General features: G+C 64.4%; 6 protein-coding genes and 1 pseudogene. 2 read left to right on the top strand and 5 right to left on the bottom strand.

Annotated features, from left to right (window positions below; translation table 11 throughout):
• The first annotated feature begins 2 nt into the window (after window positions 1–2).
• On the top strand, window positions 3–13,241 hold the full coding sequence (locus KI242_RS21370; RefSeq protein ID WP_212805547.1) for a non-ribosomal peptide synthetase: 13,239 nt from the start codon (window positions 3–5) through the stop codon (window positions 13,239–13,241).
• Window positions 13,242–13,846: 605 nt separating this feature from the next.
• Here KI242_RS21370 and KI242_RS21365 read toward each other — a convergent pair.
• Together KI242_RS21365 and KI242_RS21360 are read right to left on the bottom strand one after the other, a co-directional pair.
• Window positions 13,847–16,317 (bottom strand): annotated as a pseudogene (locus tag KI242_RS21365) (TonB-dependent siderophore receptor).
• A 95-nt stretch (window positions 16,318–16,412) separates the two neighbouring features.
• A complete protein-coding gene (locus KI242_RS21360) occupies window positions 16,413–18,065 on the bottom strand; it encodes a cyclic peptide export ABC transporter (RefSeq protein ID WP_011062372.1) in 1,653 nt (550 codons plus the stop codon).
• A 200-nt stretch (window positions 18,066–18,265) separates the two neighbouring features.
• Here KI242_RS21360 and KI242_RS21355 point away from each other — a divergent pair, with 200 nt between their 5' ends.
• Complete coding sequence (locus KI242_RS21355; RefSeq protein ID WP_072444617.1) at window positions 18,266–19,129, top strand: formyltransferase family protein; 864 nt, start codon at window positions 18,266–18,268, stop codon at window positions 19,127–19,129.
• A 54-nt stretch (window positions 19,130–19,183) separates the two neighbouring features.
• On the opposite strand, the gene KI242_RS21350 is transcribed toward KI242_RS21355, so the two are convergent.
• From KI242_RS21350 to pvdM, 3 genes are read right to left on the bottom strand one after another with little or no spacing between them, the layout of a single operon-like run.
• Window positions 19,184–20,077 (bottom strand): formylglycine-generating enzyme family protein, encoded by an 894-nt coding sequence (locus tag KI242_RS21350; RefSeq protein WP_011062370.1) that lies wholly within the window; start codon window positions 20,075–20,077, stop codon window positions 19,184–19,186.
• A 47-nt stretch (window positions 20,078–20,124) separates the two neighbouring features.
• Entirely contained in the window at window positions 20,125–21,420 is a 1,296-nt protein-coding gene (locus tag KI242_RS21345) for an aminotransferase class V-fold PLP-dependent enzyme (RefSeq protein ID WP_011062369.1), read from the bottom strand.
• A gap of 21 nt (window positions 21,421–21,441) precedes the next feature.
• Window positions 21,442–22,815: a pyoverdine-tailoring dipeptidase-like protein PvdM gene (gene pvdM, locus KI242_RS21340; RefSeq protein ID WP_077934544.1), complete on the bottom strand. Its 1,374-nt coding sequence runs from the start codon at window positions 22,813–22,815 to the stop codon at window positions 21,442–21,444.
• Between the last annotated feature and the right edge of the window lie 187 nt (window positions 22,816–23,002).

The raw sequence follows: 23,002 nt of genomic DNA, 5'->3' as shown, positions 1-23,002 counted from the left end.
ACATGCAAGCTTTAATCGACTCGGTAGGCACGCTTTCTTCCAAGGAAAGAAGAGCCCTGGCGATTTTGCTTAAAGAAAAGGGCATCAACCTCTTTGGTATCGCTCCTATCTGCAGCCGCGGCGCCGACGAGGCGCCGGTTCTCTCCTATACCCAGGAAAGCCAGTGGTTCCTTTGGCAACTGGAACCCGACAGCACCGCCTACCACATCACCACGGCGCTGCGCTTGACCGGAGAACTGGACCTCGACGCGCTGCGCCATGCATTCGATACCCTGATTGCCCGGCATGAAACCCTGCGCACTACCTTTTCCGAAGAAGATGGCACGGCGGTGCAGGTGGTGCACCCACCGGCGCCGCTGGACATCGAGGTCATCGAACTGCACGCCGGCGGCCTGTCCTATGAGGCCCAGGTCCATGCCCTGACCGACAGCAAGAGCCAGCCGCCCTTCGATCTGCGCAATGGCCCGCTGTTGCGGGCCAAGTTGCTGCGGGTGGCGGCAGACGAGCATGTGCTGGTCCTGACCCAGCACCACATCGTGTCCGATGGCTGGTCGATGGGGGTGATGGTGGAGGAGCTGATCCAGCTCTATGCCGGTTACCGCCAGGGGCGCACGGTCAGCCTGCCGGACCTGCCGATTCAATACGCCGACTATGCCAACTGGCAGCGCCAGTGGATGGATGCCGGCGAGCGTGAGCGGCAACTGGGCTACTGGCTGGAGCAACTGGCCGGGGAGCAACCCTTGCTGATGCTGCCGCTGGACCACCCGCGCCCGGCGATCCAGAGCTATCGGGGGGCGCTGCTGGATATCCCGTTGCCGGAAGAGCTGCGCCTGGGCCTCAAGCAATTGGCCCAGCGTGAAGGGGCGACCCTGTTCATGCTGTTGCTGGCCTCGTTCCAGGTCTTGCTGCACCGCTACAGCGGCCAGGCGGACATCCGCGTCGGGGTGCCCACCGCCAACCGCAACCGGGTGGAAACCGAGCGCCTGATCGGCTTCTTCGTCAACACCCAGGTGTTCAAGGCCGAGGTCGACGGGCAACTGGGCTTCAATGATTTCCTGCAGCAGGTCAAGCAGACCGCGCTGATGGCCCAGTCCCACCAGGACTTGCCTTTCGAGCAGTTGGTGGAAGCCTTGCGCCCCGAGCGCAGCCTGAGCCACAGCCCGCTGTTCCAGGCAATGTTCAACCACCAGACCGCGGTCAAGAAGGGCGGGCAGAGCCAGCGCCTGGACGACCTCAGCATCGAGACCCTGAGTTGGCAGGGGCGCGCCGCGCAGTTCGACCTGACCCTGGATACCTTCGAATCCGAGGATGGCCTCTGGGCCTCCCTGACCTACGCCACCGACCTGTTCGAGGCGTCCACCATCGAGCGTCTGGCCCAGTCCTGGGTGCAGTTGCTGCAGGGCATCGTCCAGCAGCCGCGCCAGCGCCTGGGGGACCTGCCGCTGCTGGGCGCTGCCGAGCAGCACCAGTTGCTGCACGAGTGGACCCCGGCCACCGGTGAGTTCCCCAGCGATGGTTGCGTGCAGCAGTTGGTGGAAGCACAAGCACTGAAAACCCCGGAGGCCGAGGCCCTGTTGTTCGCTGGTCAGCGCCTGAGCTACCGGGAACTCAATGCTCGGGCCAACCGCCTGGCGCACAAGCTGATCGAGCTGGGCGTGGGGCCTGAAGTGCGGGTGGGCGTGGCCTTGCAGCGCACCCCGGAAATGGTCGTGGCGCTGCTGGCGGTGCTCAAGGCCGGTGGCGCCTATGTGCCACTGGACCCGGATTATCCCCAGGACCGTCTGGCCCACATGCTGCGCGACAGTCAGGCGCAGATCCTGTTGACCGAAAGCGCCTTGCTGTCGCTGCTGCCGTCCGTGGAATCCTTGCAGACCCTGCAACTGGATGCCCAGCCGGGTTGGCTGGACGCGTATTCGCCGGAAAATCCGCCGCAGCGAGCTACTGCGGACAATCTGGCTTATGTGATCTACACCTCCGGTTCCACCGGCCTGCCCAAGGGCGTGGCGATTGCCCATCGCAACGTGCTGGCGCTGATCGACTGGTCGAACCGGGTGTACAGCGCCGATGACCTGCAAGGGGTGCTGGCCTCGACTTCGATCTGCTTCGACCTGTCGGTGTGGGAGCTGTTTGTCACCCTGTCCAGCGGCGGTTCCATCGTCCTGGCCCGCAATGCCCTGGAGCTTCCGGAGCTGGCGGATCGCGACCGGGTGCGCCTGATCAACACCGTGCCGTCGGCAATTGCCGCGCTGCAACGCAGCGGGCAGATTCCGCCCAGCGTGCGAATCATCAACCTGGCGGGTGAGCCGCTGAAACAGGCGCTGGTGGATAGCCTTTATCAGCAGCCCGGGCTGGTGCATGTCTACGACTTGTACGGCCCTTCGGAAGACACCACCTACTCGACCTACACCCGGCGCGAGGCCGGCGGCCAGGCCAATATCGGCCGGGCCATCAGCAATACCCAGAGCTACATCCTCAGCCCGGACCTGCAACCGGTGCCGGTGGGCAGTGCCGGCGAGCTGTACCTGGCCGGTGCCGGGGTGACCCGAGGCTACCTGGCGCGCCCAGGGCTGACCGCCGAGAAGTTCGTACCCAACCCGTTCTCCAGCGACGGTGGCCGGTTGTACCGCACCGGCGACCTGACCCGTTACCGCGCCGATGGGGTGATCGAGTACATCGGCCGTATCGACCATCAGGTGAAGATCCGCGGTTTCCGTATCGAGCTGGGGGAAATCGAAGCGCGGCTGGTGCAGCAGGCGGCGGTGCGTGAAGCCTTTGTCCTGGCCCATGACGGCGAAAACGGCCAGCAACTGGTGGCCTATATCGTGCCGAGCGACGCCGCTATGGCGGTGGCAGGGGAAGCCCAGGCCGCCCTGCGCGACAGCCTCAAGACGGCACTCAAGGAACACGTGCCGGACTACATGGTGCCGGCCTACCTGCTGTTCCTCGAAGCGTTGCCGCTGACCCCCAACGGCAAGCTCGATCGCAAGGCCCTGCCCAAGGTCGACGCCCAGCAGATGCAGCAAGTCTATGTGGCGCCGCAGAGCGAACTGGAGCAGCAGATCGCGGCGATCTGGGCCGATGTGCTGAAGCTTGAGCAGGTCGGTGCCACCGATAACTTCTTCGAACTGGGCGGTGATTCGATCATCTCGATCCAGGTAGTCAGCCGCGCGCGGCAGGCCGGTATCCGCTTCACCCCGCGGGATCTGTTCCAGTACCAGACGGTACAGGGGCTGGCGGCAGTGGCCGAGCAGGGCGAGGGCGGGGTGCAGATCGACCAGGGCCCGGTGCGTGGCGCAACTGCGCTGCTGCCGGTGCAGCAGTGGTTCTTCGAGCTGCCCATGAGCGAACGCCATCACTGGAACCAGTCAGTGCTGCTCAAGCCGGCCCAGCCGCTGCGCGCCGAGGTGGTAGAGAACGCCTTGCAGGCCCTGTGGGTGCAGCATGACGCCTTGCGCTTGCAGTTCAGCCAGGAGGCGGATGGCTGGTCGGCGCGTTTTGCCGATGCAGGCCAGCGGCCGGAGCTGCTCTGGCAGGTCGCAGTGGATGGCGCCCAGGCCATGGAACAGTCGGCGATCGAGGCGCAGCGCAGCCTGAACCTGCAGGACGGGCCGCTGCTGCGGGCCGTGCTGTTCAGCCTGGAGGACGGCAGCCAGCGCCTGTTGCTGGTGATTCACCACCTGGTGGTGGACGGCGTGTCCTGGCGGATCCTGCTGGAGGATCTGCAACGGGCCCACACTCAACTCAGCGCCGGCCAGACTCTGGCATTGCCGGCCAAGACCAGCTCGACCCAGGCCTGGGCGGAGCAGATGCGGGCCTATGCCCAAGGTGCGGCGCTGCAGGAAGAACTCAAGTACTGGCAGGCCCAGTTGCAGGGCGTCGAGTCGAACCTGCCGCTGGATCGCCCGGTGACCGCATTGCAGAACCAGCACGCCAGCAGCCTGAGTTCACGCCTGGACAAGTCCCATACCCAGCGCCTGCTGCAGGATGCCCCGGCGGCCTACCGCACCCAGATCAACGATCTGCTGCTCACCGCCCTGGCCCGGGTCATCACCCGCTGGACCGGCGAAGCCAGTGCCCTGGTGCAACTGGAAGGCCACGGCCGCGAAGACCTGTTCGACAGCATCGACCTGACCCGCACCGTGGGCTGGTTCACCAGCATGTTCCCGGTGAAGCTCACGCCCCAGGCGTCCCTGGCCGATTCGATCAAGTTCATCAAGGAACAACTGCGGGCGGTGCCGAACAAGGGCATCGGCTTTGGTGCCTTGCGCTACCTGGGCGAGGCGCAAGCGCAGCAGACCCTGGCAGCCTTGGCCGTGCCGCGTATCACCTTCAACTACCTGGGCCAGTTCGACGGCAGTTTCGACGAGCAGGATTCCCTGTTCAAACCCAGCGGTGAAGCCAAGGGCGACGACCAGAGCCCACTGGCCCCGCTGAGCAACTGGCTGAGCCTGGATGGCCAGGTCTATGGCGGCGAGTTGAGCCTGAACTGGACCTTCAGCCAGCAGATGTTCGATACCGCCACGGTGCAGCGGCTGGCCGACGACTATACCGAGGAGCTCAAGGCGCTGGTGGCGCATTGCTGCACACCAGAGCTGGCGGGCGCGACCCCGTCGGACTTCCCACTGGCGGGCCTGAACCAGCAGCAACTGGATCGCCTGCCGGTGGCGATGGCCTCGGTCGAAGACCTCTACCCCCTGTCGCCGATGCAGCAGGGCATGCTGTTTCATACCCTCTACGAGCAGGCCGCGGGCGATTACATCAACCAACTGCGGGTAGACGTGGATGGCCTTGATCCGCTGCGCTTCCAGCAGGCCTGGCAGGCGGCCATCGATCGGCATGACATCCTGCGCACCGGCTTTATCTGGCAGGGCGAGGTGTCGACGCCGCTGCAAGTGGTGCACAAGCACATTGCCCTGGACTGCACCGAACATGACTGGCGCGGCCAGCCGCAGCAGCAGGAAGCCCTGGATACCCTGGCCACCGCCGAGCGCCAGCGTAGCTTCGAGCTGGATGCCGTGCCGTTGTTGCGCCTGACCCTGGTGCGTATCGATGAGCAGCGCTACCACCTGATCTACACCAACCATCACATCCTGATGGACGGCTGGAGCAACTCGCAGTTGCTCGGCGAAGTGCTGCAACGTTATGCCGGTCAGTTGCCCAGCCACGCTCCGGGCCGCTACCGGGACTACATCGCCTGGCTGCAACGCCAGGATGCCCAGGCCTGTGAAAGCTTCTGGAAAGAACAACTGCAGACGCTGGATGAACCGACCCGCCTGACCCAGGCGCTGTCCCGGGTCGCGGATATTCCGGCCGGCACCGGCCACGGCAAGCATCATCGCGAGCTGGACCTGGCACAGACGGCACGGCTTGGCGAATTTGCCCGGCAGCAGAAGGTCACGGTCAATACCCTGGTGCAGGCGGCGTGGCTGCTGTTGCTGCAACGTTGCACCGGGCAGGAAAGCGTGGTGTTCGGCGCCACGGTGGCGGGGCGTCCCGCGGAGCTCAAGGGCATAGAGCAGCAGGTGGGCTTGTTCATCAACACCTTGCCGGTGGTGGCTACGCCACGCCCGGACATGACCGTGAGCCAGTGGTTGCAGGCAGTGCAGAACCGCAACCTGGCGCTGCGCGACTATGAGTACACGCCGCTGTACGAAGTGCAGCGCTGGGCCGGGCTGGGCGGGGATGCGCTGTTCGACAACATCCTGGTGTTCGAGAACTACCCGGTGTCCGAAGCCCTGGAAAAAGGTGCTCCGGCGCAACTGCGCTTTGGCGCTGTGGGTAACCACGAGCAGACCAACTACCCCCTGACGGTCGCGGTCAACCTGGGGGCGAGCCTGTCGTTCGAGTTCATCTATGCCCGTGAATCTTTCTCTGAACCTTCAATGGTGCAGTTGGGCGGGCACTTGCAGGGCCTGTTGCTGAGCCTGATGGAGCATGCGCAAACCGGCCTGGGTGAGTTGCCATTACTGACGCAGGACGAGCAGCACCGTATCCGCCAGGATTGGGACCACACCGATGTGGTCTACCCGACCGAGCGTTTTGTTCACCAGCTGTTTGCCGATCAGGCGGCCAAGGCGCCGGATGCACCAGCGGTGTTCTTCGCCGAGCAGCGCCTGAGCTATCGCGAGCTGGATACTCAAGCCAACCAGCTGGCGCACAAGTTGATCGAGCTGGGCGTTGGCCCGGAAGTGCGGGTGGCCATCGCCATGCCGCGTTGCGCGGAAATCATGGTGGCCTTCCTGGCCGTGCTCAAGGCTGGTGGGGTTTATGTGCCGCTGGATATCGAGTACCCCCAGGACCGCCTGCGCTACATGATGCAAGACAGCGGCGCGTGGCTGCTGCTGACCCAGAACCATCTGCTGGATCGCTTGCCAATTCCTGAGGGGCTGCCGACCCTCAGCGTCGAAGGCGCGGCTGATTTTGCGGCTTACCCTGTGACCAGTCCGCAGGTGGATCTGGCCGAGGAAAACCTCGCCTACGTGATCTACACCTCCGGCTCCACCGGCTTGCCCAAGGGCGTGGCGGTGTCCCACGGCCCGCTGGCCATGCACAGCCTGGCCACCGGCGAGCGCTATGAAATGAGCCCGTCGGATTGCGAGTTGCACTTCATGTCCTTCGCCTTCGACGGTTCCCACGAAGGCTGGATGCACCCGCTGATCTACGGGGCCAGCGTGCTGATCCGTGATGACAGCCTGTGGTCGCCGGAATTCACCTACGAACAGATGCACCGCTACGGCGTCACCGTGGGCGTGTTCCCGCCGGTGTATCTGCAACAACTGGCGGTGCACGCCGAGCGCGACGGCAATCCGCCGGCGGTGCGGGTGTACTGCTTCGGCGGCGATGCAGTGCCGCAGGCCAGTTACGACTTGGCATGGCGGGTGCTGCGTCCGAAGTACATCTTCAACGGCTACGGCCCGACCGAGACGGTGGTTACGCCATTGATCTGGAAGGCCCGTGTCGGTGATCCCTGTGATGCGGCCTACGCGCCTATCGGCAATATCGTTGGCAACCGCAGCGCCTACGTGGCCGATGCCAACCTCAACCTGTTGCCGGTTGGCGTGGCAGGCGAGCTGTACCTGGGTGGCCTGGGCGTGGCCCGGGGTTACCTGGATCGTCCGGGGCTGACGGCCGAGCGTTTTATCCCTGACCCCTACAGCACCACCGGTGCCCGGCTGTACCGCAGCGGCGACCTGACCCGCTATCGCACCGATGGCTTGGTGGAGTACGTAGGCCGTGTCGACCATCAGGTGAAGGTGCGGGGTTTCCGTATCGAGCTGGGCGAGATCGAAGCGCGCTTGCTGGAGCAGGACCCGGTACTGGAAGTGGCGGTGATCGCCCAGCCAGGGCCGAGCGGCCAGCAGCTGGTGGGCTACATCGTGCCGGTGGACGCCGAGGTGGCGTCGAGCAACGAGCGCCAGGCGCAGTTGCGCGAGAGCATCAAGGCGCGCCTGCGCGAGAGCCTGCCGGACTACATGGTGCCGACTTACCTGCTGTTCCTCGAAGCACTGCCGCTGACACCGAACGGCAAGCTGGACCGCAAGTCGCTGCCGAAAGTCGATGCGCAGCTGATGCAGCAGACCTACGTCGCGCCGCAGAACCCGCTGGAACAACAGATCGCGGCGATCTGGGCCGATGTGCTGAAGCTTGAGCAGGTGGGCGTCACCGACAACTTCTTCGAACTGGGTGGCGACTCGATCATCTCGATCCAGGTGGTCAGCCGGGCGCGGCAGGCCGGTATCCGCTTCACTCCCAAGGACCTGTTCCAGCACCAGACGGTGCAGGGGCTGGCCACGGTGGCGGAGCAGGGCGAGGGCGGTTTGCAGATCGACCAGGGCCCGGTGCGTGGGCAAATGCCGCTGCTGCCGATCCAGCAGTGGTTCTTCGACACCCCGGTGCCGGAACGGCATCACTGGAACCAGTCGGTGCTGCTCAAACCGCTACAGGCGCTGCAAGCCCAGCCCCTGGAAAGCGCATTGCAGGCCCTGACGGTGCAGCACGATGCCCTGCGCCTGCGTTTTACCGAACATCAAGGCGCCTGGAGCGCAGCCTTTGCCGACGCCGAGCAGCAGGCGCCATTGCTGTGGCAGGCCACCGTGGCCGATGCCCAGGCCTTGCAGCAGTTTGCCGAGCAGGCCCAGAGCAGTCTCAACCTGCAGGAGGGCCCGTTGCTGCGGGCCGTGCTGTTCACCCTGGCCGACCAGAGCCAGCGCCTGTTGCTGATCGTTCATCACCTGGTGGTGGATGGGGTGTCCTGGCGGATTCTCCTGGAGGATCTGCAAGCCTTGCTGGGCGGCCAGGCACTGCCGGCCAAGTCCAGCTCGACCCAAGCCTGGGCCGGGCAGTTGCAGGCCTATGCCAGCAGCGCGGCGCTGCAGCAGGAGCTGGGTTACTGGCAGGCACAGTTGCAGGGTGTCGAATCGAACCTGCCTTGCGACCACGGCCACGACGGGTTGCAGAACCAGCACGCGAGCAGTGTCGAAACCCGGCTGAGCAAGGGTGATACCCAACGCCTGTTGCAGGACGCGCCGGCAGCCTATCGCACCCAGATCAACGATCTGCTGCTTACCGCCCTGGCCCGGGTCATCACCCGCTGGACCGGCGACAGCAGCGCCCTGGTGCAGCTGGAAGGCCACGGCCGAGAAGAGCTGTTCGACAGCATCGACCTGAGTCGCACCGTGGGCTGGTTCACCAGCGTGTTCCCGGTGAAGCTGACGCCGCAGCCGGCCCTGGCCGACTCGATCAAGCTCATCAAGGAACAGCTGCGGGCGGTGCCGAACAAGGGCATCGGTTTCGGTGCCTTGCGCTACCTGGGGGATGCTCAAGCACAGGCAGCCCTCGCCGCACTGGCCGTACCGCGCATTACCTTCAACTACCTGGGGCAGTTCGACGGCAGTTTCGATGACCAGCAGGCATGGTTTGCCCCGGCCAATGAGGCCAAGGGCGACGACCAGAGCCTGCACGCCCCCCTGGGCAACTGGTTGACTCTCAATGGCCAGGTCTATGGCGGTGAGCTGAGCCTGGGCTGGAACTTCAGCCGGGCGATGTTCGATACCGCCACCATCGAGCACCTGGCGGATGACTACGCCCGGGAACTCAAGGCGCTGATCGAGCATTGCAGCCAGCCCGAGCACCGTGGCGCCACGCCATCGGACTTCCCGCTGGCCGGCCTGAGCCAGCAACAGCTGGACCGCTTGCCGCTGGCCCTGGCACAGGTAGAGGACCTTTATCCGCTGTCGCCGATGCAGCAAGGCATGCTGTTCCACACCCTGTATCAAGAGGAGGGTGGCGACTACATCAACCAGCTGCGGGTGGATGTGGACGGGCTCGATCCCGAGCGCTTCCGCCAGGCCTGGCAGGCAACCATCGAGCGTCATGACATCCTGCGCAGCGGTTTCCTCTGGCAGGGCGAACTGCCGGCGCCGATCCAGGTGGTGTACAAGCAGGTCAGCCTGGAGTGTGTCGAGCACGACTGGCGCTCGACGCAGCAGGCCCCGCAAGCCCTGGACACCCTGGCGGCGACCGAGCGTCAACGGGGCTTCGATCTGGCCGCTGCACCCCTGCTGCGCCTGACCCTGGTGCGCACTGGCGAGCAGCGTTACCACCTGATCTACACCAACCACCACATCCTGATGGACGGCTGGAGCAACTCGCAGTTGCTCGGTGAAGTACTGCAACGTTATGCCGGTCAATTGCCGCAGCACCTGACCGGGCGCTACCGCGACTACATCGCCTGGCTGCAACGCCAGGACGCAACCCTCAGTGAGCATTTCTGGAAACAGCAACTGCAGGGGCTGGATGAGCCGACCCGTCTGGCCCAGGCCATTGCTGCCGGTGCACGCGCGCCGCTGGAGGAGGGCCATGGCAGCCATGGCTGCACCCTCGACGAGGCCCAGACCCGCAGCCTGGGCGAGTTTGCCCGCCAGCAAAAGGTCACGGTCAACACCCTGGTGCAGGCCGCCTGGCTGTTGCTGCTGCAACGCTGCACCGGGCAGGACACTGTGGTGTTCGGCGCCACCGTGTCTGGCCGGCCGGCGGAACTCAAGGGCGTGGAGCAGCAGATCGGCCTGTTCATCAACACCTTGCCGGTGGTGGCCGCGCCACTTCCGCAGTTGTCGGTCAGCGACTGGTTGCAGGCAGTGCAGGAACGCAACCTGGCCCTGCGTGACTTCGAACACACGCCGCTGTACGACGTGCAGCGTTGGGCCGGCCTTGGGGGCGAGGCGCTGTTCGACAACATCCTGGTGTTCGAGAACTACCCGGTGTCCGAAGCCCTGGAAAAAGGCTCGCCGGCACAGCTGCAATTTGGCGCGGTAGGCAATCATGAGCAGACCAACTACCCGCTGACCCTGTCGGTGTTCGTCGCTGAGCGCCTGTCGTTCGACTACAGCTATTCGTGCCAGCACTTCAGTGGCGCGGTGATCCGGCAACTGGCCGAGGGCCTGCAGCACCTGCTGCTGGCCATGATCGGCAACCCCCGGCAGTGCCTGGGGGACCTCTCGCTGCTCAGCGATGGGCAACGGATGGCCGTTGAACAAGCATCCCGCCGGGCGGCCGGGCAAGTGGGCCGGGACCTGAATATCCACCAGTTGATCGAAGCCCAGGCCGCGCGCACTCCGGATGCCGTGGCGCTGCTGTGCGCCGGTGAGCAACTGAGCTATGGCCAGTTCAACCAGCGGGCCAACCAGTTGGCCCATAAGCTGATCGAGCAGGGTGTAGGCCCGGATGTGCGGGTGGGCATTGCCGTGGAGCGCGGGCTGGACATGATTGTCGGCCTGCTGGCGGTGCTCAAGGCCGGTGGCGCCTACGTGCCGCTGGACCCCGAGTACCCCCAGGAGCGCCTGCACTACATGATGCAGGACAGCGGCATCCAGTTGCTGCTGACCCAGTCGCCGCTGCTGGAGCGTTTGCAGGATGGCCTCGCGGTGCCGTACCTGTGCCTGGACCAGGCTCCCGTCTGGCTGGCCGGTATGGCGCAGGGCAACCCGCCTGAGCGCAGCAGCGCGGAAAACCTGGCCTATGTGATGTACACCTCCGGCTCCACCGGCCGGCCCAAGGGCGTAGGTATTACCCACAACGCCCTGAGCCAGCACGCACGGGCCACCGCCAGCCATTTCAACATGACGGCTGCGGACCGTGGCTTGCAGTTCTCCACCTTCAACTTCGATGCCTTTGTCGAACAGCTGTACCCGGCGCTGATCCGTGGTGCTTCGGTGGTGATCCGCGGCAAGGCGCTGTGGGACAGCGAAACCTTCTACCGCGAGCTGATCGAGCAAGGCATCAGTATCGTCGACTTGAGCACCGCCTACTGGTTCATGCTGGGCAAGGACTTCGCCGCCAAGGGGCCGCGGGACTTTGGCCGCCTGCGTCAGCTCAACCTGGGGGGCGAGGCCATGCCGGCGGAAGGCGTGGCCGCCTGGAAGCAGGCCGGCCTGAAACACGCTTGCCTGCTCAACACCTACGGGCCCACCGAGGCCACCGTGAGTGCCACGGCCCATGACTGCGGTGCCTACCTGAAGGGGACCGAGCCGCTGCCGGCGGTGATTCCACTGGGCAAGGCCCTGCCGGGCCGTTCCATCTACCTGCTGGACAGCAGCGGCAACCTGCCGCTCAACGGTGTGATTGGCGAGCTGATGATCGGTGGCGACCTGCTGGCCCGGGGTTACCACGACCGCCCAGGCCTGACTGCCGAGCGTTTCATTCCCGATCCGTTCAGCAGCGATGGTGGGCGCCTGTATCGCTCCGGCGATCTGGCCCGCTATGACGCCGAAGGCGTGATCGAGTACGCCGGTCGCATTGACCACCAGGTGAAGATCCGCGGTTTCCGTATCGAAATGGGCGAGATCGAAGCGCGGCTGCTGGAGCTGACGGCAGTACGCGAGGCGCTTGTACTGGCCCAGGACGGCGCGAGCGGGCCACAACTGGTGGCTTATGTAGTGCCAGCCGCGCAGGTGGCGGCCGATACGCCGCAGGCCCAGGCGCAACTGCGCGAGCAATTGAAAGCGGCCCTCAAGGAGGTGCTGCCGGACTACATGCTGCCGGCGCACCTGCTGTTCCTCGAAGCGCTGCCGTTGAGCCCCAATGGCAAGCTGGACCGCAAGGCCCTGCCCAAGGCCGATGCCAGCCTGTTGCAGCAGGCCTACATCGCTCCACAGAGCGAGCTGGAACAGCAGGTCGCCGCCCTCTGGAGCCAGGTGCTGGGCGTCGATCAGGTGGGCCTGGACGACAACTTCTTCGAGTTGGGTGGGCACTCCCTGGATGCCTTGCGCCTGATCGGCGCCATCAACCAGGCACTGGCTGTGCAACTGAGCATCAATGCGCTGTTCACGGCGCCGACCGTGGGGCAACTGGCTGGTGTGATCGCAGCCGGTCAGCCCGACAGTGCACAGAATGTCATCGCCCTGGGCGGCTCCGGCCAGCCGCTGTTCTGCTTCCACCCGGCGGGGGGCAGCGTGTATGGCTACCTGCCGTTGGCGGCGCAGTTGCGCGACCGTTGCGCGGTGTATGGCGTGCTGCACCAGGCCTACCTGCAAGCCGACTGGAGCGAGGTTTCATGGCAGGCCATGATTGAGCGCTATGTCGCCAGCATCCGTCAGGTACAGCCGAGCGGTCCCTACTATCTGGCGGGCTGGTCCCTGGGCGGGTCCATTGCCATGGACGTGGCCAGCGAACTGGAGGCGGCGGGAGAGACGGTGCGTTTCCTCGGCCTGCTCGACCCGACACCGCCTCAGGGCGCCGGGGACGATCAGATCCAGACGCAGGAGATGCCAGTCACTGTGACGGCCGAGTCCGAGTGGCAGGCGATCATCGACAAGCTTTGCCAGCAGTTCCCGGGCAGTGCGGAGATGATCGAGAGCCGCTTGAGGCGCGAAGCCGAGCTCGACTGGCAGAGCATCCATGGCTGGGTGGCTGGCAATATCCCCCTGGCTCCCGGCGAGCTGGATCGGGTGGTGGGGCTGTTCAAGGCCGAGTTCGACGCCTCGCTGGTCAGCGCGGTGTTCAATGACTTGAGCGCCTTGTCTGCGGCCTATGCCTATCGCCCCCTGCGGGTTGCGCCGCGGCTATGGTGGTCCAGTGACTACACCCCGGAGCGGATCCAGGTCATGGAGCAGGCCATGGGTCGCGAGGTGCAGGGTGGCGAGATAGCCGCTTCATATCATATCGAAGCCCGCCATGAAGCCATGGTGGACAGCCGAGCCTTGCTGGAGAGCTTCACAGAGCAGTTGCTGACCTGCTTGAACTGAGACACCGACAAAGGCCTGGACCGGCAACGGTCCAGGCCTTTGTCGTTTTCGTCATAAGCAAATCAACGGCTCGCCCTCGCTCTGTAGGAGCTGGCTTGCCAGCGAACGTGCGCAGGTCTTAAGGGCGCCTTTGCCGGCAAGCCGGCTCCTACGGGGATCTGCACCGTGCATCTGACTGCTGTAGGAGCTGGCTTGCCAGCGTAGGCGTCACCCGGGGCACTGCATGACTTGCGGGCCTCTTCGCCGGCAAGCCGGCTCCTACGGGGATCTGCACCGTGCATCCGACTGCTGTAGGAGCTGGCTTGCCAGCGTAGGCGTCACCCGGGGCGCTGCATGACTTGCGGGCCTCTTCGCCGGCAAGCCGGTTCCTGCGGGGATCTGCACCGTGTATCTGACTGCTGTAGGAGCTGGCTTGCCAGCGAAGACGTCACCCGGGGCGCTGCATGACTTGCGGGCGCCTTCGTCGGCAAGCCGGCTCCTACGGAAGGGGATGTGGGAGGGGAGGGGAATTCATCGCGTTGCAGGATCTGGCTTGCCAGCGAAGGTGCGCGAGTCTCAAGGGCGCCTTCGCCGGCAAGCCGGCTCCTACAGGGGGAGGACGTGATTCACAGAGACCAGCTGACCGTGACCATGGCGTTGCGCGGGTCGCCGTAGAGGCTGGTGCCGTAGTCGGTGTTGGTGCCGATGCTCTGGTAGTAGCGCTTGTCGAAGAGGTTGTTGACGTTGAGGCGAATGTTCACATTCTCCGAGGCCTTGTAGCTGGTCATCAGGTCCACCAGGGCGTAGGACTTCTGTTCGATGCGGTAGTCGAAGGTGCTCAGGTAGTCGTTGGTGCCCTTGTTGTAGATGGTGTTCTGGCCATAGATCCCGCCGCCGATGGTCCAGCGGTTCAGGTCGCCGGGCAGTTGGTAGGTGGTGAAGGCCTTGAACACGCTGCGCGGGATGTCGGTGTCGAACAGGCGGCCGACGTTGGCTTCATTGGAGTCCTTGGTGTACTTGACCGAGGCATAGGTGTAGCCCGCCCCCAGTTCCCAGCCCGGGGCCAGGGTGCCGTTGATTTCCAGCTCGATACCTTCGCTGCGCACCTGGCCCGCGGCTTCGTAGCAGGCGGTGCCGGGTCTGCACAGGTCGGGGTGGAGGGCCTTGGCACGGTTTTCCTGGTCGATGCGGAAGATCGCCGCACTGGCATTGAGTTTGCCGTCGAAGTACTCGCCCTTGATGCCCAGTTCGTAGTTCTTGCCTTCGATCGGCTTGAGCGCGCCGTTGGAGGCGTCGAGTTCGGTCTGCGGCTTGAAGATATCGGTGTAGCTGACATAGACCGAGTGGTTCTGGTCCAGGTCATAGATGGCCCCGGCATAGCGGGTCAGGTGGCGTGTCACTTTGTTCGGCAGGCTGGAGGCGGAGGCCTTGCCGTTCCAGGTGGTGGTCACGTCATAGTCGTACCAGTCCAGGCGGCCGCCCAGGATCAGCTTCAGGTCATCGGTGATGCTCAGCCGAGTGGTGACGTAGGTGCCTTCCAGCTGGCTGGTACGGCGTTGTGTCCAGGGTTGGCACTCATGTCCGGCTTGGGAATGCCGCTGGGTTTGTAGATGTTGGTGTGGGTCTCGAGGTCGATGGGCAGGCCCTTGCCCTTGAACGTCAGGTCGCGCCGGCTGGCGCCCACCACCAGTTCATGGGTACGCCCGAACAGGGAGAAGGGACCGGTGACGTAGCCGTCGTAGCTGTTTTGCTGGTCTTCGTAGTCGTAGCGACCGATATTCTGGCCGAACTCATCGTAGTTGGCGCCCATGCGTTCCGGAATGGAGCCGAGCATGTTCAGGTCCGACCAGCTCTTGCTGGCGGACAGGAGCATTTTCCAGCTGTTGGCGAAGCGATACTCCAGGCGGCTGAACGCCGTGGTGTTGTTCTGATCCCAGTACTCCCACTTGCTGCCCAGGTAGCTAGAGCGCTTGAGGTGCAGGTCGCTGCCGTCGGCTGCAACCGGCAGGCCACCCCAGGAAGTGTTGTTTCTGCCGCTCTGGTTGGAGACGCCAAAAGTGAAGGTGGTGTCTTCGTTCAGGTCGGCCTCGGTGATGCCGTAGAACACGTTGCGTTCACTGCTGACGAAGTCCTGGAAGCTGCCCTTGCTCTGATAGGCGGCGACCACCCGGCCGCGTAGGGTGCCGCTTTCGTTGAGGGCGTTGGAGGCGTCGATCTCGGTGCGGTAGTCGTCCCAGCTGCCGGCGCTGCCGGTGACGGTGACCCGCGGTGTGGCGGTGGGGCGCTTGCGCACCATGTTGATCGCTGCCGACGGGTTACCTGCGCCCTGCATCATCCCGGTGGCGCCACGCACCACTTCCACATGGTCGAAGATCGCCATGTCAGCCGAGGAGTTCATGTCCCGGCTCAGGTAGTGGGTCAAATCGTTGGGCAAGCCGTCGGTCATCAGGTTTTCGACGGCAAAACCACGGGAGTAGAAGGTCGGCCGCTGCGGACCGTCCTTGGTGATGGAAATGCCGGGGGTGGCCTTGAGCACATCCTCCAGGGACCTCATGTTCTGGTCATCCATGCGCTGGCGGGTGATGACCGTGACCGACTGCGGGGTTTCCCGGGCCGTCAGCGACAGCTTGCTGGCGGTCTGCATGGCCCCGGTGGTGTAGGAACCTGTGTCCTCGGTGGTGGTGCCCAGGCCCTGGCCGCTGATGGTGCTGGTCCCCAGTTCCAGCGAGCCGTTGCCACCATGGTTGCGGATAGTGACCGAGTTGTCCTTGAGGGTGTAGGCCACCCCCGTGCCATTGAGCATGGCCGCGATGGCCCGCTCCGGCGAATAGCTGCCGCTGAGGGCGTTGCTGCGCTTGCCTTGCACATCGTCAGGGTTGTAGAGCACCTGCATATTGGCCTGGCGCCCGAACTCCTGCAGGGCCGCAGACATGGACTGCGAGACGATGTTGAAATGGATTTCCTGGGCCTGGACCTGAGCCATCAGTGGCAGGGTCAGGGCCAGGCCCAGGGTGCGGGAAGCCAGTTTTGGCGAGAAGGCCTGGCGAAGCAGCGCTTTCGTCAAAGGGGTCAGTCGGTGTTGTGCGGGCATGCTCATATGCTCTTATAGATCCGGCAGATGTAGTGACTGTTAATGGTATTAATTCTCAGTTCTGTCTGTATGACGCATCAGCTGCCATAAACCGGAAACAATCACGCCGGTTGCAGTTCAGTCAGGACTCGTCCGGCCTTCATGCGCACCAACTGGTCGGCAATGTCGAAGTAGCGATCGTCGTGGCTGATCACGATGATGGTCTTGCCCAGGCGCTTGAGATCGGGCAGCAGCTCGGTGTAGAAAATCCGCCGGAAGGCCGGGTCCTGGTCGGCGGCCCACTCGTCGAACACCAGCACCGGGCGCTCTTCCAGCCAGGCATTGACCAGGGCCAGGCGCTTGCGCTGGCCGGTGGACAGGTCGGTGGTGGTGAAGGCGCCATCCTTGACGCTGACCTTGTGGGCGATTTCCAGGCGGTTCAGGTACTGGGTGGCGACGTCCAGCGACTTGCCGGCATTGCCCTGGACCAGGTCGTCGAACAGGTAGTAGTCGGCAAATACCGTGGTGAACAGCTGCCGGTAGTCATCCCGGGCCCGGTCGGTCACCGCTTCGCCATTGAGACGGATCTCCCCGGACTGGGGCTGGTACAGGCCCAGCAACAGCTTGATCAGGGTGGTCTTGCCGCAGCCGTTCTCGCCGACGATGAAGACGATGTCGCCCTGCTTGATGTTCAGGTTGATCGGGCCCAGGTGGAACGGTTCGCTGCCTTCCACCGGCGGCGGGCTGTAGCGCACCTCGCGCAGTTCCAGGCTGTGCACCACCGCTTGCGGCGCTTCGCTGTCGTCCATCAGCAGGTGCGGCTCGGGAGAGGAGAAGCGTTCGGACAGTTCGCTGATCCGGGCGAAGGCGATCTTGGCCTTGCCGACGATGGGCAGGTAGCCGACCACGTGTTCCAGCGGGCCCTTCATGTACAGCAGCACCAGCACGAAACCGGTGATCACCGCAGGGTCCGGGTTCGGGTAGTAGGCCTGCATGGCCAGGGCCAGGCCGATGACCACGAAGAACAGCATCGAGCCGAAGCTCTTGGCCAGGATGTAGATGTTCACCGAGCGCACCTGGATATCGCTGATGCGATCCGCGGTTTTCTGGATGCGCTGGGTATTCATGCGAAAGCGCCGGGGCCGGTGAATGCGCAGTTCCTTGGCACCGGAGGCAATCGCGTTGTAGTAGCGCTGCAGCTCGTCCTCATGGTCGCGAGCCTCATCGAAGCCCTTGATGCCCTTGCCGCCGGCCACCAGCTGCACACTGGTGCCGATGATGATGGCCACCACCATCATCAGGAACATCGGCACCGAGAGGTACGCCAGGTAGCCCAGGCAGCCCAGGGTGACGGTGGTGGCGATGGCCAGGGGAGTGAAGGCGAAAGAGAAGTCGCTGATGGTGTCGACGTCGTGGGTCAGTACCGGGATCAGGCGGTGGGAGCGATAGCGCTCGATCTGGGTGATGGGCGCCGAGAGTACTTTTTCACCCAGGTCCTTGCGCAGGGCGGCAATGATCCGTTGTCCCACATAGTTGGTGCCGATGTCCGAGACGATGGAACTGACCAGGGCCAGCAGGCACAGGGCGGCGAAGGTCAGGACCACGCCCTGGGTCATGCCGGTCGCCGAGTGCAGGGCGTTGTTGATGGTGGCCAGCAACAGGGTGATGGCCAGGCCGCCGGCCATGCCCAGGGCAACGGAGATCACCACGATGGTGCGAAAGGGCCTGAGCAATGCGAGCAGACCGTTGAAGGCGCCGCGCTTGGGGTCGGTCATAAGTACTTCCCAGAGAGTGGATAGAGGGTCGTAGCACGCAGACCCTTACCCCTGACAAACGAAGCGCCGACGCCAGTATTTAGCTCGGCATGCCAGCCCGGCGGGCACTGCGGATAAATTGCCCTGCCTGTGGTTCGTTCTTGTTCTGTGGGCGCACGTGTATCGACGCAGTGCCTGAACCATTGAGCGAGAGCGAGCAAATGACAAAGAAGAATCTGGTGTATGTCTGGTCCCTGCGAAATGCCGCCGCCGACAAGGCCGGGCAGGCGGTGGCTTACAAGGACCACGAGCGCTACATGAAATCGGTGCTGGAATTTCTGGTCCAGACGCTGAACCAGACGCCCCTGGGCGAGGCCTACGAACTGGTGGGCGTGGTCTACGACGATGACGAGCAGTCGCCACGGGACCAGCAGTTGGTCAGCGACTACGGCTTTGCCTACCAGCCGGGCCGCCAGTGGTTGTACCCGGCGGACCTGGAAGTGCAGGGCAAGCGGGTCAACGACTTGCTGCTGAGTGTGCCGTCCACCTATCGTCGCCATCCCCGCGGCAGTGCCGAACACATCGCCGGCAAGCAGGATTTCGAACGCCGCCTGCACGACACCCTGGTGGAGCTCAAAGCCGATATCGTGGTGCTCGACGGCCTGCTGGTGATCCTCGATGAACTGGTGCGCCCGGGAGCGCCTTTCGCCCGGCGGATCATGAACATCCACCCGGGCATCACCCGCATCGAATCGCCCTATGAGCGTCGCGGGGCCTATGCCACCTGGAATGCCCTGTACGGCGCCCGTGGGCAGAAAGTAGTGGATTGGGCGACGAAGGAAACCGAGCCGACCGCGCCGCTATACCTGACCGGTGCCTCGTTCCACTACGTGGACAACGGTATCGACTCCGGCGAGGTGCTGCATGACGTGCTCAACACCGAAATCGGCCCCGAGGACACCATCCTCGAACTGCGCTGGAACAACTTCAACAACAGCCTGTTCCCGGCCTTGCGCCAGGGCCTGTGGCTGATGCTGGAGAACCTTCGCCAGGCTCAGGCCGGCAAGTCCCGGGACGTCGCCTGATACTGCCAGTGGCCCGGTGCGGTTGTTGCCCCGGGCCGCTGTTCATCGGGGTGTCTACTTGTGGCTGGCGCCGGGCTGTTCCAGCTCACGCACAACTCGGAAGCTCAGCCAGTCCCCGCGCACTTCGCGCTTGCGGCTGTTGCGGTTGCCCGAACGCGAGAATACCGGTGCCTCGCCCCAGTCGTTGCCGCGAATCTGGGCATCCAGGCACACCCCTTCCGACTCTTCCATCCAGGCCCGGCCATCGGCAGGTGCGCCCACGTAGTCGGGGTGCCAGCAGTCGGCGACCCATTCATAGACGTTGCCGTGCATGTCATACATGCCGAAGGCATTGGGCGGATAGCTGCCCACCGGGGCGGTGAAACTGAAGCCGTCCTTGGGGCCGTAGGTGTTGGCGTGCTTGGTGATCTGGTACTGGCCTTCCTCGTCGAAAGGGAAGGGGAAGGAACCGGTGCTGCCGGCGCGTGCGGCATATTCGCGTTCCGCCTCGCTGACCATGCGGTAGTGCTTGCCGGTTTTCTTCGACAGCCACTGGGTATAGGCCTGCACGTCGGCGTAGTCGACGCAGACCGCCGGCTGGCGCGGCCCCTGTTCATAGCGTGGCTTGCTGGCCTGGCACAGGCGGCCGGGGCGGTCGTCGCCGTCCTTGATCACGGTACCGGTTTCGCGGATGTAGGCATCAAGCTCGGCGGCAGTGACATGGAAGCGGCTCATGGCGAAGGCGTTCTTGAAGGTCACGGTGTGCTGCGGGCCTTCATCGGGCTCGCGGCCCACTTCGTCTTCCGGGGTGCCCATGACAAAGCTGCCGGCCGGCAGGACCACCATTTCCGGGCAGTTCTTGCAGTCCTTGAACACGCTGCCGGGCTTGGGCGGTTCTACCGCGTGTGCGTTGAGGCTGATCAGGCAACCGGCCAGGGCGGCCAGGGAGGAACAGGCGATGGGTTTCATCAGTCAATAGCCTTGTGCAATGTGAGTTCAGGGGGCGTGGCAACGGCTCAGGCGGTCTTGCTGCTGCGCAGGCGCTTGCCCAGCAGGTCCATCGTCCGGTCGATATCTGCCTCGCTGTTGAGCAGGCCGGGGGCCATGCGCACCACCGGCCCGGCATCGCGGTCCACCGCGTCCACCAGGATGCGGTTCTCGATCAACCAGGCGGCGGTGGCGTCGGTGTCCAGGTTCTGGCCGCGGAAGAAGGTGAAGCCGGCGGAGTGCTCCGGGCTCAGGGGTGTTACCAGCTCGATGCCCGGGTGCTCCTGCAGGCGCTGCTTGAGGTAGCTGTTGAGTTCATGGATGCGCGACTGGATGTTGGCCTTGCCCAGCTGCATGTGCAGGTCGAAAGCCTGGTCCACAGCCCAGCGGTGCTCGAAGCTGTGGTAGCCGCCGGGGGTCATGGTGGTGGCGAAGTTCTGGTTTTCGGAGAAGGTCGCCACCATCGGCGTCAGGTGTTCGAGTTGTTCCGAGCGCGAGCAGAAGATCCCGGTGCCCCGCGGGCCGAACATCCATTTGTGGGTGCCGGCGACGAAGAAGTCGCAGTTCAGGTCGGCAAAGGTGATGTCCTCCACCCCCAGCCCGTGCACACCATCGACGCAGTAGAGAATCCGCTCGTGCTCATCGCGATTGCGGTTGTGCTGGTCCACCAGCTTGCCGATCTCGCCGATCGGCAGTTTCACGCCGCTGCCCGACTGCACCCAGGTCATGCCCAGTACGCGGGTGTTGGCGCGGATGTTGCGGTCGATGTTGCCCAGCACTTCGTCGGTGGACATCCGGTGGGGCGACTTGAACAGTTCGATGGTGCGCACCTGGGTGCCGTCGCGCTGGGTGCGGTACTTCAGCGCGTTGCGGGTCGAGTAGTGCTCGTGAACCGTGGTCAGGATCTCCTGTCCGGGGCGCACGTGGATGCCGCCATACATCAGGGCCAGGCCTTCGGTGGTGCTACCGGTCAGGGCCACCTGGCCGGGCTTGATCTGCAGGTAGCGGCCGACACTTTCGCGCACCTGGGCCTCGCGCTTCCAGGTGTACTGGGTGTCGTAGTCCATGGCCATGGCCGGGTTGCGGTCGAGCACTGCGCGGTATTTTTCGATGGCCTCGCGCACCGGCCTCGGGTGCGAGGTGATGAGGAAATTGGCCAGGTGCACGTAGTCCGGGTCGAGGTCGAACAACTGGCGCAATTGGGTCCACTGCGAAGCACTGGCGGTGGCACTGTCGGCCCGGGCCTGGCTGATGGCGAGGTTGCCCAGGGGCAGGGCGGCGGCCAACAGGCCTGCTTGTTTGAGGAATGTCCGACGGTTGGTCACAGGAAGGCTCGTGGTCATGGGTTAGCCGGCGATGGCGGGTTGAGGGGCGGGTTTTGCAGGCTTGGCCAGTTTCTGCACCTGTTCCCAGACGCGCAGATAGTTCTCGCCCCAGAGCTTGGCGATCTCGATATCGCTGTAGCCACGCTGGATCAGCTCGGCGGTGACGTTGCGGTTGTCCGCCACGCTCATCCAGCCATTGACGCCACCGCCCTCGTTGAAGTCCGAGCTGATGCCGACGTGGTCGATGCCGACTTTCTTCACCGTGTAATCGATGGCGTCGACATAGTCCTTGAGGCTGGCCTTGGGTTCCTCATCGAGGATGCCGTACAGGGAGCTGGCGTATTCGCCAAAGCGCTGTTCCGGCCAGATGGTGATCACGGCGTCGCCGGGCATCAGTGCGTTCTCCAGGCCTTGCAGTGGCCCGAGGTCGAAGCGCTTGCGCAAGGCATTGAGCTTGTCCAGGGTCGGCTGGCTGAGGGGGCGCAGGTAGGTGGAGAAGCCCACGACCTGGATCACCCCGCCGGTGGCCTTGATCTGTTGCATTTCCTGGTCGCTGAGGTTGCGCGGGATATCCACCAGCGCCCTGGGGGCGGAGTGGGAAGCCACCACCGGTGCCCGGGTCAGGCTCGCAACGTCGTCCAGGGCCTTGCTCGACATCTGCGAGACGTCGATCACCACCCCCAGGTCATTGAGCCGCTGCACCGCCTGCTTGCCGACGGGCGAGAGGCCGCCGAGGGCGTCCCGGGTGTCATTGAAGAAGGGCAGCGGGCGCGACGAGTCGGCCCAGTCGTTGTTGCCCACATAGCTGAAGCCGAACAGGCGCATGCCCCGTGCGGCCCACTGGTCCAGCTGGTCCAGGTCGTCGCCCATGGCGTAGGCGTTGAGCAGGCTGATCACCACCGCCACCTTGCCTTCCGAGGCAATGCGGCGCAGGTCGGCGGGGGTGTAGGCGATGGCGGCCTGGTTGGGGAAGTCACGCACCATGCCCTGGATGATCCGGTAGCGGGTCTCGCGCTGGTGGCGGGCTTCCTCGACGAAGCCGGCGGTGGGGCGGTGCGGCGCGTTGGGGCCGTTCCACATCTCCGGCCAGGCCAGGATGCTCAGGGCGGCGCCGGACATGCGGCCGCGACCGGCCTTGACCAGGTCGAACTGGCGAGAGGTGTCCTTGTCCGCTTCGCTGCCTTCGGTGCCGAAATCCAGGGGCACGGTGATGTGGCTGTCGAAGGAAATGATGCGCTCCTGCAGGTCGTTGGCGTGCTTGACGATTTCGTTGGGGTAGGACACCCGATCCTTCCAGTAGTAGTGCCAGGCCGCGCCGGCACCGACGCCGAGGGCGGCGATGATAAGTATCAGCAGGCTCAGATAGAGGGTTTTCTTACCAGATATTTTGATCATTGCTATCCCAGTCGCAGGCGGGCTGATGACGGGGTCGGGCCCTGGGGTTCAGTGCTGCCGGGTCCGACCTTTTGTGCACATCTATCCGCGATAAACGAGCTGGCCGAGAGCAAATTTAGCGTCGCGGCAATCACTGGCCGGTAAATTTCCCTGCAAATCCAACGTTCTAGCTAGATGCGTGACGCGC

This window comes from Pseudomonas sp. Eqa60 (assembly GCF_018326405.1).
In the GTDB taxonomy this organism is placed as follows: domain Bacteria; phylum Pseudomonadota; class Gammaproteobacteria; order Pseudomonadales; family Pseudomonadaceae; genus Aquipseudomonas; species Aquipseudomonas protegens.
This window is presented reverse-complemented; position numbering and strand designations above follow the sequence as displayed.

Excerpts from the sequence above, each read along its gene's own strand:
- KI242_RS21350 (WP_011062370.1), bottom strand. The coding sequence starts at position 20,077 with ATGAAACCCATCGCCTGTTCCTCCCTGGCCGCCCTGGCCGGTTGCCTG.
- KI242_RS21360 (WP_011062372.1), bottom strand. The coding sequence starts at position 18,065 with ATGACCGACCCCAAGCGCGGCGCCTTCAACGGTCTGCTCGCATTGCTC.
- KI242_RS21355 (WP_072444617.1), top strand. The coding sequence starts at position 18,266 with ATGACAAAGAAGAATCTGGTGTATGTCTGGTCCCTGCGAAATGCCGCC.
- KI242_RS21370 (WP_212805547.1), top strand. The coding sequence starts at position 3 with ATGCAAGCTTTAATCGACTCGGTAGGCACGCTTTCTTCCAAGGAAAGA.
- pvdM (WP_077934544.1), bottom strand. The coding sequence starts at position 22,815 with ATGATCAAAATATCTGGTAAGAAAACCCTCTATCTGAGCCTGCTGATA.